Raw genomic sequence first — 16,327 nt, 5'->3', positions numbered from 1 at the left:
CCCCTATTTTCCTGACAAAATTTCTTGCTCCATCATATTTATAATACTGAATATTTCGTCTTTTTTAGTTTTTAAGGCAGCCTTATTTACAATCATTCGAGCAGATATAGAATACATTTCCTCAAATACAATGAGTCCATTTTCTTGTAATGTTTTTCCTGTTTCAACAATATCAACAATCGCATCTGCCAATCCAAGAATAGGAGCAATTTCTACAGAACCTTCTATTTTAATAATTTCTACATCCTCTCCTTTATTATGAAAATAGTTAGAAGTAATATGTGGATATTTCGTCGCAATGCATTTCTTCCGGTAGCTCTTCGGATTATACGTAGGAATAGAAGCGACACAAAACTTACACACGCCTACTCCTAAATCTAACATTTCATAAATATCTTTCTCGTTTTCCATTAAAATATCTTTTCCAACGACTCCGATATCCGCTACTCCATGTTCTACATAAGTAGCAACATCTACTGCTTTCACTAAAATAAATGAGATATCCGTATTTTTACTTTGAAAGACAAGTTTTCTTCCTTTATTTTTGAGCTCTGAACAATCAATTCCAATTTGCTCAAAGAGCGGAATCACATGTTTTTCTAATCTCCCTTTCGTTAACGCAATTTGAATGTTACGCATGAAGTTTCTCCTTCTTTCTGGACGACCCATTTCTCTTTCCATACATATTCCACTAATGATTCGTTCTTTGCCTCAACGACCGTTACGATTTGATTTTTTCTAGCAAATTGAAAAGTATCATTTAAATTAGAGAATAAAGATAGCGCTACTTTTTTCCCGTCCTTTTGAAGTAAATTTCGTAATCGTTCCGCTTCTGCTAATCTATTTAACTCGTAATGAATCATAATATCTATTCTCTTTCGTTCATATGGCTCTTGCTGCTCTTGCAGCGCCTTTACAATTTGATTAACTTGCACCGCGAGTCCAACAGCCGGTAACATTTCTCCAAAATTTCCAATTAACTCATCATATCTTCCTCCACTAACAATTTCTTCTCCAATTTCATATATATACCCTTTGAAAATAACGCCTGTATAATAGTCCAAATGTTGAATCATTCCTAAATCAATTGATATGTAAGATCCATAGCCTAGTTTTTCAATTGCTTCATATATTTCCTTTACTCTTGTAATAGCCATTTTCATTTCATTACTTGAGGCGAGTTTTTCTGCTTCCTCAATCACTTCTAAATTCCCAAATAACCTCGGTAATTTCTCCAGTAACTTTACTGTTTCATCACATCGATCTAATTTCTTATCTCTAATAAAATTGGATAAAGCGGCATAATTTTTACTTTCAATATATGTTCTAAGAATTTTCTCTTCTTCCTCATGAATGGAGAGCTTTTTGACAATACATTTATATAACTGTACTTGCCCAATCTCGATTGTAAAAGATTGCACCTTCAACTTTTGAAGTGATTGAATGACGCTTATAACACATTCAATTTCAGCTCTTACATTATCAATACCGATAATTTCAATACCACTTTGTACAATCTCATTATATTTTCCAGCAAGAGACTCATTCGCTCGAAATACATTTCCGCTATACGTCACTTTAAGTGGCGTATCACACCTCTGCGTTCCCGTCACTCTCGCTAAAGGAATTGTCATATCTGGACGCAATACGATAATCCGTCCCTTTTCATCAAAAAATTTATACATCTTTTCTTCATCTATCGGCCTGCTTTGAAAGGCGAACACATCATAAAATTCAATTGTTGGTGTTCTTATTTCTTCATAACCTCTCTCTAAAAAAGTACGCCTTAATTTTTGCTCCACTTCTTCAATTAACGTACACTCTTCAAATAAATAATCTCTCGTTCCATTTGGATTTGCCCGTTTCCATTTTGTCATCTAAATTCTCACACCTTTCCTTTTCTAATGTATGCTTATTTCATGCATCTAAACCGAAAATAAAAAGAGCCTTGTAGATAAAATATACCTACAAGGCTCTTTCGTAGCGTGTAGGTACAACGGGAATAACCCTTGCACCTACACGTTTTCACGCTAGGTTCAAGGGCTTTACGTATGATGATGTAGTTGTGTAAGCATTTTAATAGATTGCATGATATTCATAATACTTACTCCCTTTCTCCTCTAATTTTTACATAGTATATAACACATAATTCTGAATGTAAATACATTTTAAATATTCCGTCATATCTCAATATGCAGCTACCCTTCTTTCATACTCTTTTATTTCTTGTTCATATTGCATTGTAATACTAATTTCATCTAAACCATTTAATAATTTCTCTTTCCACATTTTCTCGATTATAAAATGGAATCTGTGGGTACTCGTTGTAATGACTTCATTCTCTAAATCTACTTCTATTTGTTCTCTCGCATCCGTTTTGACAAGCTTCTCTCGCATTTCTTTATCCATTACAATTGGTAACATACCATTTTTCATACAATTCATATAAAAAATATCTGCAAATCCTCCGGCGATAATTACGCGGAAACCATAATCAGCAAGTGCCCAAGGTGCATGTTCTCTTGAAGAACCACATCCAAAATTATTACCTGTAATTAATATACTTGCCCCTTTTCTATCTGGTGCATTTAGTGGGAAATTAGGGTTTTCGTGTCGCTCATTATCATATCGCCACTCATCAAATAAAAACTTTCCAAACCCAGTTCTTTCAATTCTCTTTAAATATTGCTTCGGAATAATTTGATCCGTATCAATGTTATCATTCATTAGTACTGCGGCAGTACCTTTATGAATACGAAATGGCTCCATCATAACTCTCCTTTCTAATATCAACAAAATGACCATATAACGCAGCTGCTGCCGCCATTGCTGGGCTAACTAAATGCGTTCGTGCTCCTTTTCCTTGTCTTCCTTCAAAATTACGATTTGAAGTTGAAGCACAATGCTCTCCTTCAGGTACTTGATCTGGATTCATTCCAAGACACATGGAACATCCAGGTTCTCTCCATTCAAATCCAGCTTCTTCAAATATGTGATGTAGTCCTTTTTGCATCGCCGCATCCCTTACTCTTTTCGATCCAGGTACAACGAGTGCTCGCACACCTTCTTTTACCTTTCTCCCTTTCACAACAGATGCAGCAATTTCTAAATCAGATAATCTAGAATTTGTACAAGATCCAATGAAGACATGCTGAACTGGAATGTCATACGTACTTTGTCCAGGGATTAATCCCATATAAGAGAATGCTCTTTCGTCATTTACATCATGCTTTTCTGGCAATTTCTCATCAATACGAACTCCCATACTCGGGTTCGTTCCCCACGTAACGTACGGCGCTAAATCCGTAACATCTATCGAAATATGTAAATCATAAATTGCATCTGCATCTGTATACAGTTCAAACCATTTCTTCTCGAAAGTTTCATAGTCTCTCGGTGCATATTTACGTCCTTTTACATAAGCAAATGTTTTTTCATCCGGTGCGATAATACCCGCTTTTGCTCCTCCTTCAATCGCCATATTACAAAGCGTCATTCTCTCTTCCATCTCCATGGTCCCAATCGTCTCTCCGTAAAATTCCATTACGTATCCAGTTCCAACTGCTACACCGTACTTTGAAAGGAGATGCAAAATAATATCTTTTGCGTAAACGCCTTTCTGTAATTTTCCTTTTAACTCAATTCCCATCGCTTTCGGTTTTCTTTGCCACAACGTTTGCGTTGCCAATACATGTTCCACTTCACTCGTACCAATGCCAAATGCTAGCGCGCCAAACGCACCGTGCGTTGCTGTATGACTATCACCACAAACAATTGTTTTTCCTGGCTGCGTGAGCCCAAGTTCTGGTCCGATAACATGAACGATCCCTTGCTCTTCATCTCCGATATCCGCTAACGGCACCTGAAATTGTTTACAGTTTGCCCGAAGTGTATCTAGTTGCTGCTTCGCAATGCGATCAGTAATATTCCAAACATCTTTCGTTGGAATATTATGATCCATCGTTGCGAATGTTAAATCTGGTCTGCGTACCTTTCGATTTGTAAGCCGCAAGCCTTCAAAGGCTTGCGGTGACGTTACTTCATGAACAAGATGCAGATCGATATATAATAAATCCAATCCACTTTCGTTGGTCGTAACTACGTGTCTTTCCCAAAGCTTATCTAGCAACCTTTGCCCCATTATTTTCCTCTCCCTACTAGCGCTTGCTCTTCCATTTCTTGCATAACTGCTTTTGTAAATGAAGTTGTCGTTTCAGTCCCCCCGATATCTGCTGTACATTTTCCTGATTTAAGGACTGCTGAAATCGCTTCTTCAATTGCACACCCTTCCCTCGTTAATCCAAACGATTGCCCAAGCATCATGGCAACAGAGCGCATCATAGCAATTGGATTCGCCTTATTTTTCCCGGCAATATCCGGTGCCGATCCGTGAATAGGCTCATATAAGGAAGGACCCTTTTCCGCGTGACTTGCTGACGGAAGCATCCCTAATGATCCAGCTAATACGGAAGCTTCGTCACTTAAAATATCCCCAAATAAATTTTCTGTTACAATTACATCAAACCGTCCTGGATTCCGAATTAGCTCCATAGCGGCCGCATCTACTAAAATATGTTCTAGTTCAACATCTGGATAACGAAGTGCTACTTCTTCTGTTACAGTTCTCCATAGTTTACTAGATTCTAAAACATTCGCCTTATCAATAGATGTTACTTTTTTCTTCCGCTTACTCGCTAATTGAAAGGCGTAAGAAACGATACGTTCAATTTCATGGCGATGATACGTAAGTGTATCTGTTGCTACTTCGTCCGTTCGTTCTTTCGGATAAGAAAAATAAATTCCACCTGTTAATTCACGAACGACAACGAAATCAATTTCATCAGCCTTTTTTAATGGTGATAAATGTGCCGTTGCACTTTCTACCGTGACAGGGCGAACGTTCGCAAATACACCAAGCCCTTTTCTTAAAGCTAATAATCCTTTCTCTGGTCTTTCTTTCGCACCATCCCACCTTGGTCCACCAACTGCGCCTAGTAAAACCGCATCACTTGCTAAACAAGCTGCAAGTGTTCGTTGTGGTAATGGCTGCCCCGTTAAATCGATAGCAACACCACCAAAATGCTCATCTTGCAAATGAAAATGATGTCCATATAGCCTCTCTACCATATGCAATACTTCCTTCGCACTTTCCATAACTTCTGGGCCAACACCATCACCAGCTAAACAAACGATACGTTTTTCCAATTTCAACACTCCTTTTAACCGAATTTTCAGAACTTTAATTTGATAGGTGAGAATAGCTCCTCTCACCTATCAAACACTTATTTCACAAGCTGGATAAAAGATTTCAATTTCCCCGCTGCGTGGACATATGCTCTTGCCGACGCTTCCAATACGTCTTGTGCAACACCAAAACCTGATACTTGATGTGCTCCTTCTTTTAATTCAACATGAACATGAGCCAGTGCATCTTGACCTTGTGTAATAGATTGTATGCGATAATCCGCCAATTCACATTCCAATCCTAAAATTCTTTGGATTGCATTATAAATCGCTTCAATACTACCAGAGCCAGTAGCTGCATCTTCGAATACATTTCCTTCCTCATCTTTTAGTACAACTGTCGCACATTGTGTACTATTTGATACGAAATGTACTTGCAATTGCGTAATGTTATATTGCTGAGCCGCAAATGCTGCTTCACCAAGCATAAGTGCTCGTAAATCTTCCTCCGTAATTTCCTTCTTACGATCAGCTAATTTTTTAAATGCTTCAAATACTGCATCCCGCTCGTCGTTTGTAAATTCATAGCCAAGTTCTTTCATTTTTTCTGTAAACGCGTGACGCCCAGAATGTTTTCCAAGTACAAATAGATTTTGAGATTCGCCTACTAGCGCGGGTTCAATAATTTCATATGTTGTCACTTCTTTTAATACACCATCTTGATGAATGCCTGATTCATGAGCGAATGCATTCGCTCCAACAATCGCTTTATTTTTCGGTACAACCATACCTGTTAATCTGCTTACTAATGTACTTGTTGCTTTAATTTCTTTTAGCGTCATAGAAGGCTCTGCTTTATAGAAATCTTTTCTAATATGAAGAGCAACTGCAACCTCTTCTAACGCCGCATTCCCTGCTCTTTCTCCAATCCCATTAATTGTTCCTTCTACTTGCAACGCTCCGCCTTCAACTGCAGCTAATGAATTTGCTACCGCCATCCCAAGATCATCATGACAATGACAAGAGAAAATTGCTTTTTCATATGAAGGAACGGATTCGTGTAAATATTTAAAAAGAGAATAATATTCTTCTGGATTCGTATACCCAACTGTATCTGGAATATTAATTACATTCGCTCCTGCACGAATCGCAACTTCTACCGCTTCAGCTAAAAAATCTCTTGCTGTTCTTGTTGCATCTTCTGCTGAAAATTGTACTGTCGGAAATAACGATTTCCCAAGTGTAACCGATCGATAAATACTATCTAATACATCTTCTTTTGACATACAAAGTTTATATTTCATATGAATATCACTCGTAGCTAAAAATACGTGTAAACGAGGAGATACCGCACCTTTCACAGCTTCATATGCTCTTCGAATGTCGCCTTCTTTCGCTCTAGCTAAACTCATAACTGTAGCATTTTGAATTGTATTTGCGATACGTTTTACCGATTGAAAATCCCCTTCGGAAGCTGCTGCAAAGCCAGCTTCCATGACATGAATCCCTAGTCTCTCTAATTGCCTTGCAATTTGCAATTTCTCTTGTTCATTTAAATTTACTCCTGGTGATTGTTCGCCATCACGTAGCGTCGTATCCATGAACAAAATTTGCTTCATATTATTTGACCCCTGCCTTTACTCGCGGCTGTACGAAAGGCATCATTTCACGTAATTTACGTCCAACTACTTCGATTTCATGTTCATTTTCTTTCTCATTTGTCGCATGGAAATTCGGTCTTCCTGCTTTATGCTCTGCAATCCAACCTCTTGCAAATGTACCATCTTGAATTTCTGCTAGCACTGTACCCATCGCTTTTTTCGTATCTTCTGTTACAACGCGTGGTCCTGATACGAAGTCGCCCCACTGCGCTGTATCTGAAACTGAATATCTCATATTTTCAAGTCCACCTTCATACATAAGATCAACAATAAGTTTCAGTTCATGTAAACATTCAAAATATGCAAGTTCCGGCTGATATCCGGCATCAACTAACGTTTCAAATCCAGCTTTTACTAGCGCAGTTACTCCACCGCAAAGTACAGCTTGCTCTCCAAATAAATCTGTTTCCGTTTCTTCTTTAAATGTCGTTTCTAATACACCAGCTCTCGTCGCTCCAATTCCATCGGCATAAGAAAGTGCCTTTTCAGTCGCAACCCCTGTTGCATCTTGGTATACTGCAAATAATGCTGGAACAGCACCGCCCTCACTAAATGTACGGCGTACAAGATGTCCTGGACCTTTTGGTGCTACTAGAAATACATCTACATTCGCTGGTGGTTTCACTTGATCAAAGTGAACATTAAATCCGTGTGCAAAAACGAGAGAATTTCCTGCCTGTAAATTTGGTGCAATTTCCGTTTCATATACTTCTGGTTGCAGTTCATCTGGCAGCAAAATCATTACTACATCAGCCTGCTTTGCTGCTTCCGCTACTGTATATACAGAAAATCGATCTTCTTTCGCTTTATCCCAAGACTTCCCTTTTCTTAAACCTACTACTACATCAAATCCGTTATCACGTAAGTTTTGTGCATGCGCATGACCTTGCGAACCATATCCAATGATTGCTACTTTCTTTTCCTTTAATACATTTACCGTTACATCTTTTTCATAATAAACTTTAGCCATTTTCATTTCCCCCTATATTTAAATGATTATTGAATTAACATAACTTGCTTATCTTGTTTTTTCATACTACGCGTAAAGGCTGTTACACCTGTTCTTGCAATTTCTTTCAAACCGTATGGACGAAGTAATTCAATTAATGCTTCTACTTTCTCCTGCGTACCTGTTACTTGCACCACTATGGAATCCTTCCCAACATCTATTACAGCGGCTCGAAACGGTTCAATTAAACTGTATAATTCCGCTCTTGCTACTGAAGTTGCTACTTTAATAAGTGCAAGTTCTCTTGCAATCATCGCTTCCTCTGTAATATCTGATACTTTCAAAACATCAATTTGCTTATGAAGTTGTTTAATTAACTGCTCAACTTGCTGTTCATTTTCAACGTGTACAACAATCGTCATCCGCGATATGTCTGATGATTCCGTATGACCTACTGAAATACTTTCAATATTAAAATGTCTTCGTGTCATAACACCTGTAATTCGGTTTAACACACCACTTTGATTTCGAACTGTTGCTGTAACAATTCTCTTCACCTTTTTTCCACTCCCTCCATTTGGTGAACACCTTTCCCTGGCGCAACCATCGGCATTACCTTTTCTGATTGAAGTACACGGCAATCAATTACGACTGGTTCTTGTAATTCAATTGCATGCTGCAATTGTTTCTTCGCAAGAAGTGGATCATCTATGCGAACCCCTTTTATGCCGTACGCATTTGCAAGAGCAACGAAATCTGGTTGACACGATAGTAAAGAGTGCGAATATCTTTGGTTATAAAATTCATCTTGCCATTGTCTTACCATTCCTAAAGCTTCATTATTTAAAATAAATACTTTAACAGGTAAAGAGTGTTCTTTTAACACACTTAATTCTTGCAGAGTCATTTGAAATCCAGCATCACCGACAATTGCAATAACTAGTTCATTAGGCTTTGCAATTTGTGCACCAATTGCTGCCGGAAATCCAAATCCCATCGTTCCTAGTCCTCCTGAAGTTACCCATTTATCTGGAGTTTTGAGCGGATAATATTGGGCTGCCCACATTTGATGTTGCCCCACATCTGTTGTTACAATCGCTTCTCCCTTCGTAATTTCATATAACATATCAATTGCATATTGAGGCTTAATACTTTCAGAATTTCGTTTATAAGAGAATGGATACTTTTCTTTTCTATTCTTTAATAAAGAGATCCACTCATGATGATTTTCTTTCCTTCCTTCTGGTTGAAGCAATACTTGGAGCGCTTGCTTAGCACTTGCAACAATAGGAATTTCAGTCGGTACATTTTTTCCGATTTCTGCTGGATCAATATCGATATGCGCGACAGTCGCCTCTTTCGCAAAATAAGCTAAATTTCCAGTAAGACGATCATCGAATCTCGCGCCTATATTAATGAGTAAGTCGCATTCATATAACGCCATATTAGCTGTGTAAGAACCATGCATTCCTCCCATCCCTAGAAATAGTTCATCATCTGGTGGAAACCCACCAAGACCAAGTAATGTATGCACAACAGGAATTTCATATTTACGAGCAAAACTTGTTAATTCTTTTGAAGCTTTCGCATGCAATACACCTGCTCCAGCTAAAATTAATGGCTTGTTTGCAACCTGAATTGCTTGTAATAATTTGTTTATTTGCAGTAGATTCGGTTCATAATTAGGGTTGTATCCTGGTAAATCCATTTGCACATCACTACATCGTTCGCCTTGCTCTACTACCATATCTTTCGGAAGGTCAATAACGACTGGGCCTGGTCTTCCTGTTCTAGCAATATGAAATGCTTCTTTAATAATTCGAGGTAAATCTGAAGCTTTTCGCACTTGATAGTTATGTTTTGTCACTGGCATCGTAAGCCCCATAATATCCGCTTCTTGGAAAGCATCGCTTCCAATTAACGTTGTTGCTACTTGCCCTGTAAATACAACAAGTGGCAATGAATCAATCATCGCATCTGCTAAACCAGTAATCACATTCGTAGCACCTGGTCCACTCGTTGCAATTACAACCCCTGGATTGCCAGTAATTCTGGCATACCCTTCCGCGGCGTGAATAGCTCCTTGTTCATGCCTTGTTAAAATATGCGGAATTTCACAGTCATAGAGCGCATCATAAAGAGGTAAAACTGCACCACCAGGATAACCAAAAATCACTTCTACTCCTTCCTTTTCTAGCGCTTCTAACAATAGCTGTGCACCGGTTGCCAGTTTCTCTTCCGTTTTTGAAGACATTGTTCTCATAAGCCCCCTTTTAAAAACTTTTATCAATAAAAAAAATCCTACGTCCACACTCCAGCTATGTGCTGAAGGGACGAAAGATTTCGCGGTACCACCCTTCTTTGCAAGAATACTCTTGCCTCAGTGACCCATAAATGAGTCTAGCTAATAACGGAGCTACCGTCTAAGCCTAGACAAATGCTTCAGCTTAGCACTCAAGGGCGATGTTCGTCGACGTGAACCATCGGTTTCCAGCAACCACCGACTCTCTGTGAGGCTTCACAATCAACTACTCCTCCCTCTCAACGCTTTCTTATGTTATAAAAAGTTGTTATCCAACTTTATTTTCTTCGTAAATTTTCTCTCCATCTTCTATAACTAACTTTCGGAATTCTTCTAATAAACGATTCGTATGTGGACCTGTTTGCCCTAAACCGATCGTTCTACCATCTACTGTCGTAACAGCAATTACTTCCGCAGCCGTTCCTGTTAAAAATACTTCATCAGCTACATATACATCATGTCTTGTAAATAACTCTTCTTTAACGTCATATCCAAGTTTTTCACCGATTTCTAAAATAGCGTTTCGTGTAATACCTTCTAACGCTCCAGCAGAACTTGGTGGTGTAATTAATTTATTTCCTTTTACAATAAACACGTTATCTCCTGAGCCTTCAGCTACGTATCCTTGATCATTTAACATAAGCGCTTCTTGTACTCCAGCCAATTTCGCTTCGATGCGAACTAAAATATTGTTTAAGTAATTTAAAGATTTTACTTGAGGCGACAATACATCTGGGCGGTTTCGGCGCGTTGCAACTGTTACAACTGGAATCCCTTTTTCATAATACTCTTGCGGGAATAAAGATAGTTGCTCTGCAATTACTACTACATTCGGTTTCGTACAAGAATCAGGATCTAACCCAAGATTTCCTGCTCCTCTCGATACAACTAGGCGAATGTATCCATTAGATAATTTATTTTGTCGGATCGTCTCAACAACAATATTCGTTATTTCATCTAAAGAATATGGAATTTCTAACATGATGGATTTTGCTGATTCATATAACCGGACAAGATGCTCTCTCAAACGGAAAACATTACCGCTATAAACTCTAATTCCTTCAAATACTCCATCGCCATATAAATAACCATGATCATATACTGATACTTTTGCCTCGTCTTTTGGAACAAATTCTCCATTTAAGAAAATCCATTGCTCGTTCACTGGAAAGCGCCTCCTATGTTCTATGAATTTTTTATTGTTTCCTAGTTTACTATCCTTTCTAAATAAATCAAGTGAATTTTTAGAAAATTTATAATTTTTATTCGTACGTACATCTTTAATTATATTGATTTAACAACATTGTTAACGTTTACAAAAAGTCAAAAAATTTTTTTCACCAATTTCCGCTAAAAAAAATATTTGTTTAAAAGAAGGATTTTCATCAATTGATACGAATCTATTGTATTCAATAAACGGACGTCCGTTTTTATAAATTCAGGGATATACAACGACTTTTGCTGAAAAAGGGGGAAAATAATAAAAATAACGCTGTCTAAAAATAACATTCATATTTTTCATTTCGGAATCATAATCCTATTTTTAAAAAACAATTTGTCAAAATGAAGGAGGAAATCAATATGGCGTGTGTACAAATTAAAGGAACGAGACAAGAGGTAGTAGAGATGCTTCAACTATTTGATCTAATGGATACGAAAGGTTTTTGTAAATTTGATAATTATGTAGAGGTAGAACCAAATAATAAAGAACATAACAATTTCATTGCTTCAATCGACATTCATTCAAATACTTCTTCCGCCCAAGATACTCTAAACGATCAATTCGTAAGTCAAATGCTTACGGGTGTATATAACGACTAAATAAAGTGAAACTTTAATCAACCTATCCATAAATAGCAAGAGAAATATATGCTTCCTATCTTCTTTGCATAAATATATGTGATGTACTTGAGCATACTAGCAAATAGATGGTAGGAGGTGAGAATTATGGCTAGAATCGGCGTTGAAAACTCATTAACAGATGTTCAGCAAGCTCTTAAGCAACAAGGACATGAAGTTGTTACCCTTAATTCAGAACAGGATGCACAAGGTTGCGATTGTTGTGTGGTAACTGGGCAAGATTCCAATATGATGGGGATTGCAGATGCATCAATTAAGGGATCCGTAATTACAGCTCACGGTTTAACAACGGATGAAGTTTGTCAACAAGTTGAAAGTCGTACTTAAAAAATGAAAGAGGACTCCTTTTGAAAAGGAGTCCTCTTGTTTATATTCACCTAACGGGAAAGTAACATATACTGGATGAAAGCCCTACCTCTCTCTCATCATTACGGTTCCACTGACCGCTCCTTGATTCACTAGTATACCTATAAAGCCTACAATTATAATTTATAGGGTTTGTTCACAAAAGTTGTTGGTAAAACTACCCGATCTTTCGCAAACTTTTCGTATTATATTTATAAGATTTATTTACTTTACACTAGCTGTAACCGAGACACGAAATAAAATTATAACACCAATACAACAACTCGTCAATATTTTTTGCAAATTAAAAACAGACAGTAACGGTTTGTCTGTTTTAGAATGGAGCTTTTTCTTTTACTACATATACTACAAAGCCGCTTACTAACATACATAAGCCAACTACTAAGTTTTTGATATTAATCATAAATTCCTCTCCCTTATTCCACACATCATATATATTTACAATTCAATTATTCCGATCATCATAAAGCACACTTTTTCTAATATATCATAATTCCTAAAAAATGCAAGTTCACTTTTGACGACTATTTACAAATTTATCTACAGTACTTGGTACAGTATTTAAAGCCTTCTCAATTAAATGTGTACTACTATTGAGGTGTAATACTTGTACACCGTTAGAACCAACTACTAAAAAAGCAACCGGGCTAATGGAAACCCCAGCCCCGCTTCCGCCTCCAAACGGATGACTTTGCTTGTTCTCTTTATGCTGTCCTTGTCCGTTACTATGTTTTTCGGAAATAAAATCACCTTTAAAATCACTTCCGCCGGCACCAAAACCAAAAGCAACTTGAGATACTGTTAATACTACATTTCCGTCAGCTGTTGAAACTGGACTTCCAACAATCGTATTTACATCTACCATCTCTTTTAAATTTGTCATTGCTGTTTTCATTAAATTTTCAATTGGATGTTCCATTATGTATTGCACCCTTTCCTCATTATTCTTTTTTATACTTTCCAAAATAGAGGAAGTCATACTAACTTTTCCTATTTCAAAAAAACAATTTCCTCCTTTTAGATGGATATTACCCCCTGTACATACTCGGATAAAGTAAAACTTTAATCAGTGGGGGGTTCTTCATCCCCCACCTAACTTCTTTGCTTTCACTGAATTTTGAGGTTGGGGTCTTACTGCCCATGAAAGCGGGATAAAAATGAAAAAGAGATACATACTACTATTGAACCTTGTTATGAAAGGAGTCATGACTTTGACTGAGAAATTTGATGAGTATAAAAAAAGAGATAGAATAGATAGTGACTATAAAGAAGAATATGCAGCCGAAGTCGCACCACAGCGCATTGATTATGATTACGATGAGAAAGATCATAAAGATGATGTAAGATCGTCTGCCGCTGGATCAACTGCTGGCTTCATCGCTCTTGCCTTATCTATCCTATCACTATTTACCTTCCCAACATTATTTGGTCTTGTTTCTGTACTACTGGGTATTTACGCTTATAATCGCGGAGCTACTGTAACTGGTGGTATCGCTGCGATTGTCGGCGGAATTGCAGCACTCATTGCAATTTTATTCCGAGTAGCACTTATCGGTTTATTATTCTCCCTTTTTTAAAAAGAAAAAGGTATCTCGCTTATGCGAGATACCTTATCCTGTAAATACATCTTCTGATGGATATTTAATTTTTTGTTTTGCTGGTCGTGCTAAAGAAAAAACAAGTGTTAACGGTCCGATTAATCCACAAAACATAACAAACATAATAATACATTTTCCAAACGCTGATAACTTCGCAGTAATCCCCATCGTTAACCCTACTGTTCCAAATGCTGAAATTGTTTCAAATAGTAACTGAATAAAACTGAAGTTTTCTGTAAGCATTAATACAAATACTGCTGCAAAAATGAGGATTTGACTGGCAACAGCTATGGCTAAAGCTCTCGTTACTGTCGACATTTTGATTGTGCGCTGGAATAAAACAATTTCCTCTTTCTTTCTAAAGAAAGAAAGGACAGATGTAACTAAAATAACAAACGTTGTTAATTTAATCCCTCCACCTGTTGATACACTTCCTGCACCAATAAACATTAAAACCATCGTAAATAATATAGATGATTCTTCCATACCTCCGTAGTCAACTGTATTAAATCCTGCAGTACGAGGAGTAATACCTTGGAAGAAAGAAGCCCATAATTTTTCATTTAAAGGTAAATTCCCTAACGTCTTCACATTATTATACTCCAATATAAAAATCACAATCATCGCTATTACATTTAGCGCTACTGTTCCAACAATCATGATTTTTGAATGCAGTGATAATTTTCGAAAACTACGGCTATACCATATATCAATTAATACGGTAAATCCGAGACCACCTATTACGATTAAAGAGCAAATCCCAATATTAATAATAGGATCGCCTACATACCTCGTTAAATTATCCGGCCATAGAGCAAATCCCGCATTATTATAGGATGCAATTACATGGAAAATACTATAATATAACCCTTTCCCAAAACCGAATTCCGGAATAAAGCGAAACGATAAAAAGATAACTCCAATAAACTCAATACAAATTGAAAATATAAAGACACGTTTTACTAATTTTACGAGACCACCTATATTTGTCTGATTAAAAGCCTCTCCAATTAATAAGCGATGGCGTAAACCAATTTTTTTACCTAATACCCAAACAATTAAAATGGCAATCGTCATAAGACCTAGACCACCTGTTTGAATTAAAAACATAATAACAATTTCACCAAACATCGTAAACGTACTTGCAGTATCTACTACTCCCAATCCCGTTACAGTTGCTGCTGACGTTGCCGTAAAGAAAGCATCTACCCAACTAATATGTACTTTCGTTGCGAATGGTAACTTTAATAACAAACCGCCAACCACAATTAAGCAGAAAAAACCTAATGCTAATATTTGTGGTGGATTTAATCGTATAAAACGATTATACAGCCTTTGTCTTTTTGTTACTTCCATATTCACTAACTCCCTTAATAAAGTGCAGCTTTTCCTTCATAAATAAAAGCTTTTAAGAGCCTTCAAATAGTCGGATAAACCTCATATTCTTATAATATAGTTGAGCATAATCCTTTTTTTCATAGTTTTCAACTTTTATTTATACTCGAACTTCACTTCATTTTACGACAAGACAATTTCTATTATATTTATTCTTACTCTACAACTCTCGTAACAATCATTTTACATGTATCATTTCTTAAATCCTCATACCTTTCACCCTATGTTCACATAAGGGTCACATCTATCTTTTATAGTATACGTATCGAAGTTGTTCCTCCCTAATTTATAAGACATTCCCCAGTGTCTTGAACAACTTCCATCCCTAATTAAATTGACATAAATTGTCCCCTTCCTTCGGCCATCCTGTGTGATGGTCTTATTTTTTTATTTACTCTATCTTCTATTTAAAATTCCCTCTCTCTTTCACTCTATGTTCACACGGGGGTCACATCTACCTTTTATAGTGTATGTATCGAAGTTGTTCCTCCCTAATTTATAAGGCATTCCCCAGTGTCTTGAACAACTTCCATCCCTAATTAAATTGACATAAATTGTCCCCTTCCTTCGGCCATCCTGTGTGATGGTCTTATTTTTTTGTTTACTCTATCTTCTATTTAAAACTCCCTCTCTCTTTCACTCTATGTTCACACCAAGGTCACATCTACCTTTTATAGTGTATGTATCGAAGCTATTCCTCCCTAATTTATAAGACATTCCCCAGTGTCTTTGAATAGCTTCCATCCCTAATTAAATTGACATAAATTGTCCCCTTCCCTAGGCCATCCTGTGTGATGGTCTTATTTTTTTGTTTACTCTATCTTCTATTTAAAACTCCCTCTCTCTTTCACTCTATGTTCACACTGAGGTCACATCTACCTTTTATAGTGTATGTATCGAAGTTGTTCCTCCCTAATTTATAAGACATTCCCCAGTGTCTTGAACAACTTCCATCCCTAATTAAATTGACATAAATTGTCCCCTTCCCTAGGCCATCATATGTGATGGCCTA

The 16,327-nt window shown here is 37.1% G+C and carries 16 protein-coding genes, 1 pseudogene and 1 other annotated feature; of the genes and pseudogenes, 3 read left to right on the top strand and 14 right to left on the bottom strand.

Going from position 1 to position 16,327, the window contains the following annotated elements; translation table 11 throughout:
• Window positions 1–3: 3 nt before the first annotated feature.
• From hisG to ACVWY7_RS22345, 11 genes and pseudogenes are all read right to left on the bottom strand, one after another.
• Window positions 4–639, bottom strand: coding sequence for an ATP phosphoribosyltransferase (gene hisG, locus ACVWY7_RS22395; protein ID WP_001244471.1), 636 nt, complete (start codon window positions 637–639; stop codon window positions 4–6).
• The gene (gene hisZ, locus ACVWY7_RS22390; protein ID WP_144507423.1) at window positions 615–1,877 is read right to left on the bottom strand and encodes an ATP phosphoribosyltransferase regulatory subunit; all 1,263 of its coding nucleotides are present in this window, start codon (window positions 1,875–1,877) and stop codon (window positions 615–617) included. Before hisZ ends, hisG begins: the two co-directional genes overlap by 25 nt.
• A 310-nt stretch (window positions 1,878–2,187) precedes the next feature.
• Entirely contained in the window at window positions 2,188–2,769 is a 582-nt protein-coding gene (leuD, locus tag ACVWY7_RS22385; protein WP_456523979.1) for a 3-isopropylmalate dehydratase small subunit, read from the bottom strand.
• Window positions 2,747–4,141, bottom strand: coding sequence for a 3-isopropylmalate dehydratase large subunit (leuC, locus tag ACVWY7_RS22380; protein ID WP_456523978.1), 1,395 nt, complete (start codon window positions 4,139–4,141; stop codon window positions 2,747–2,749). Before leuC ends, leuD begins: the two co-directional genes overlap by 23 nt.
• A complete protein-coding gene (gene leuB, locus ACVWY7_RS22375) occupies window positions 4,141–5,205 on the bottom strand; it encodes a 3-isopropylmalate dehydrogenase (RefSeq protein WP_144507416.1) in 1,065 nt (354 codons plus the stop codon). Before leuB ends, leuC begins: the two co-directional genes overlap by 1 nt.
• A gap of 77 nt (window positions 5,206–5,282) precedes the next feature.
• Window positions 5,283–6,803, bottom strand: coding sequence for a 2-isopropylmalate synthase (gene leuA, locus ACVWY7_RS22370; protein ID WP_073522455.1), 1,521 nt, complete (start codon window positions 6,801–6,803; stop codon window positions 5,283–5,285).
• Window position 6,804: 1 nt separating this feature from the next.
• Window positions 6,805–7,815, bottom strand: coding sequence for a ketol-acid reductoisomerase (ilvC, locus tag ACVWY7_RS22365; RefSeq protein WP_073522453.1), 1,011 nt, complete (start codon window positions 7,813–7,815; stop codon window positions 6,805–6,807).
• A 26-nt stretch (window positions 7,816–7,841) separates the two neighbouring features.
• Complete coding sequence (gene ilvN, locus ACVWY7_RS22360; protein ID WP_000822948.1) at window positions 7,842–8,351, bottom strand: acetolactate synthase small subunit; 510 nt, start codon at window positions 8,349–8,351, stop codon at window positions 7,842–7,844.
• A complete protein-coding gene (ilvB, locus tag ACVWY7_RS22355; protein WP_073522451.1) occupies window positions 8,348–10,048 on the bottom strand; it encodes an acetolactate synthase large subunit in 1,701 nt (566 codons plus the stop codon). The genes ilvN and ilvB overlap by 4 nt, the downstream gene beginning before the upstream one ends.
• Window positions 10,049–10,120: 72 nt before the next feature.
• Window positions 10,121–10,348, bottom strand: a binding site (T-box leader).
• Between the two features lie 16 nt (window positions 10,349–10,364).
• Window positions 10,365–11,261 (bottom strand): branched-chain-amino-acid transaminase, encoded by an 897-nt coding sequence (gene ilvE / locus ACVWY7_RS22350; protein WP_001005489.1) that lies wholly within the window; start codon window positions 11,259–11,261, stop codon window positions 10,365–10,367.
• A 119-nt stretch (window positions 11,262–11,380) separates the two neighbouring features.
• Window positions 11,381–11,618, bottom strand: a pseudogene (locus ACVWY7_RS22345) (hypothetical protein).
• A gap of 59 nt (window positions 11,619–11,677) precedes the next feature.
• Between ACVWY7_RS22345 and ACVWY7_RS22340 the strand changes: the two are divergent.
• Both ACVWY7_RS22340 and ACVWY7_RS22335 read left to right on the top strand, forming a co-directional pair.
• Window positions 11,678–11,917 carry a DUF3911 family protein gene (locus ACVWY7_RS22340; RefSeq protein ID WP_000752504.1) on the top strand — a complete coding sequence of 80 codons (240 nt, stop codon included), beginning with the start codon at window positions 11,678–11,680 and terminating at the stop codon, window positions 11,915–11,917.
• 126 nt (window positions 11,918–12,043) lie between these two features.
• Complete coding sequence (locus ACVWY7_RS22335; RefSeq protein ID WP_000101007.1) at window positions 12,044–12,283, top strand: YkuS family protein; 240 nt, start codon at window positions 12,044–12,046, stop codon at window positions 12,281–12,283.
• A 352-nt stretch (window positions 12,284–12,635) separates the two neighbouring features.
• Here ACVWY7_RS22335 and ACVWY7_RS22330 read toward each other — a convergent pair whose 3' ends face one another.
• Together ACVWY7_RS22330 and ytfJ are read right to left on the bottom strand one after the other, a co-directional pair.
• Entirely contained in the window at window positions 12,636–12,725 is a 90-nt protein-coding gene (locus ACVWY7_RS22330) for a hypothetical protein (RefSeq protein ID WP_000608226.1), read from the bottom strand.
• Between the two features lie 108 nt (window positions 12,726–12,833).
• Window positions 12,834–13,301 (bottom strand): GerW family sporulation protein, encoded by a 468-nt coding sequence (ytfJ, locus tag ACVWY7_RS22325; protein WP_000204237.1) that lies wholly within the window; start codon window positions 13,299–13,301, stop codon window positions 12,834–12,836.
• Between the two features lie 214 nt (window positions 13,302–13,515).
• Between ytfJ and ACVWY7_RS22320 the strand changes: the two genes are divergently transcribed.
• Window positions 13,516–13,899 (top strand): hypothetical protein, encoded by a 384-nt coding sequence (locus ACVWY7_RS22320; protein ID WP_002002373.1) that lies wholly within the window; start codon window positions 13,516–13,518, stop codon window positions 13,897–13,899.
• Window positions 13,900–13,932: 33 nt separating this feature from the next.
• On the opposite strand, the gene ACVWY7_RS22315 is transcribed toward ACVWY7_RS22320, so the two are convergent.
• Window positions 13,933–15,276 (bottom strand): TrkH family potassium uptake protein, encoded by a 1,344-nt coding sequence (locus tag ACVWY7_RS22315; RefSeq protein WP_000454128.1) that lies wholly within the window; start codon window positions 15,274–15,276, stop codon window positions 13,933–13,935.
• Window positions 15,277–16,327: the final 1,051 nt, after the last annotated feature.

The organism is Bacillus sp. TE9106W (genome assembly GCF_054062215.1).
This window is presented reverse-complemented; position numbering and strand designations above follow the sequence as displayed.

Bases quoted from the DNA above. Each gene is read 5' to 3' on its own strand.
- leuD (WP_456523979.1), bottom strand. From the start codon at position 2,769: ATGGAGCCATTTCGTATTCATAAAGGTACTGCCGCAGTACTAATGAAT.
- ilvC (WP_073522453.1), bottom strand. From the start codon at position 7,815: ATGGCTAAAGTTTATTATGAAAAAGATGTAACGGTAAATGTATTAAAG.
- hisZ (WP_144507423.1), bottom strand. From the start codon at position 1,877: ATGACAAAATGGAAACGGGCAAATCCAAATGGAACGAGAGATTATTTA.
- ytfJ (WP_000204237.1), bottom strand. From the start codon at position 13,301: ATGACTTCCTCTATTTTGGAAAGTATAAAAAAGAATAATGAGGAAAGG.
- ACVWY7_RS22320 (WP_002002373.1), top strand. From the start codon at position 13,516: ATGAAAGGAGTCATGACTTTGACTGAGAAATTTGATGAGTATAAAAAA.
- ACVWY7_RS22340 (WP_000752504.1), top strand. From the start codon at position 11,678: ATGGCGTGTGTACAAATTAAAGGAACGAGACAAGAGGTAGTAGAGATG.
- ilvB (WP_073522451.1), bottom strand. From the start codon at position 10,048: ATGTCTTCAAAAACGGAAGAGAAACTGGCAACCGGTGCACAGCTATTG.
- leuA (WP_073522455.1), bottom strand. From the start codon at position 6,803: ATGAAGCAAATTTTGTTCATGGATACGACGCTACGTGATGGCGAACAA.
- ACVWY7_RS22330 (WP_000608226.1), bottom strand. From the start codon at position 12,725: ATGATTAATATCAAAAACTTAGTAGTTGGCTTATGTATGTTAGTAAGC.
- ACVWY7_RS22315 (WP_000454128.1), bottom strand. From the start codon at position 15,276: ATGGAAGTAACAAAAAGACAAAGGCTGTATAATCGTTTTATACGATTA.
- ACVWY7_RS22335 (WP_000101007.1), top strand. From the start codon at position 12,044: ATGGCTAGAATCGGCGTTGAAAACTCATTAACAGATGTTCAGCAAGCT.
- leuC (WP_456523978.1), bottom strand. From the start codon at position 4,141: ATGGGGCAAAGGTTGCTAGATAAGCTTTGGGAAAGACACGTAGTTACG.
- hisG (WP_001244471.1), bottom strand. From the start codon at position 639: ATGCGTAACATTCAAATTGCGTTAACGAAAGGGAGATTAGAAAAACAT.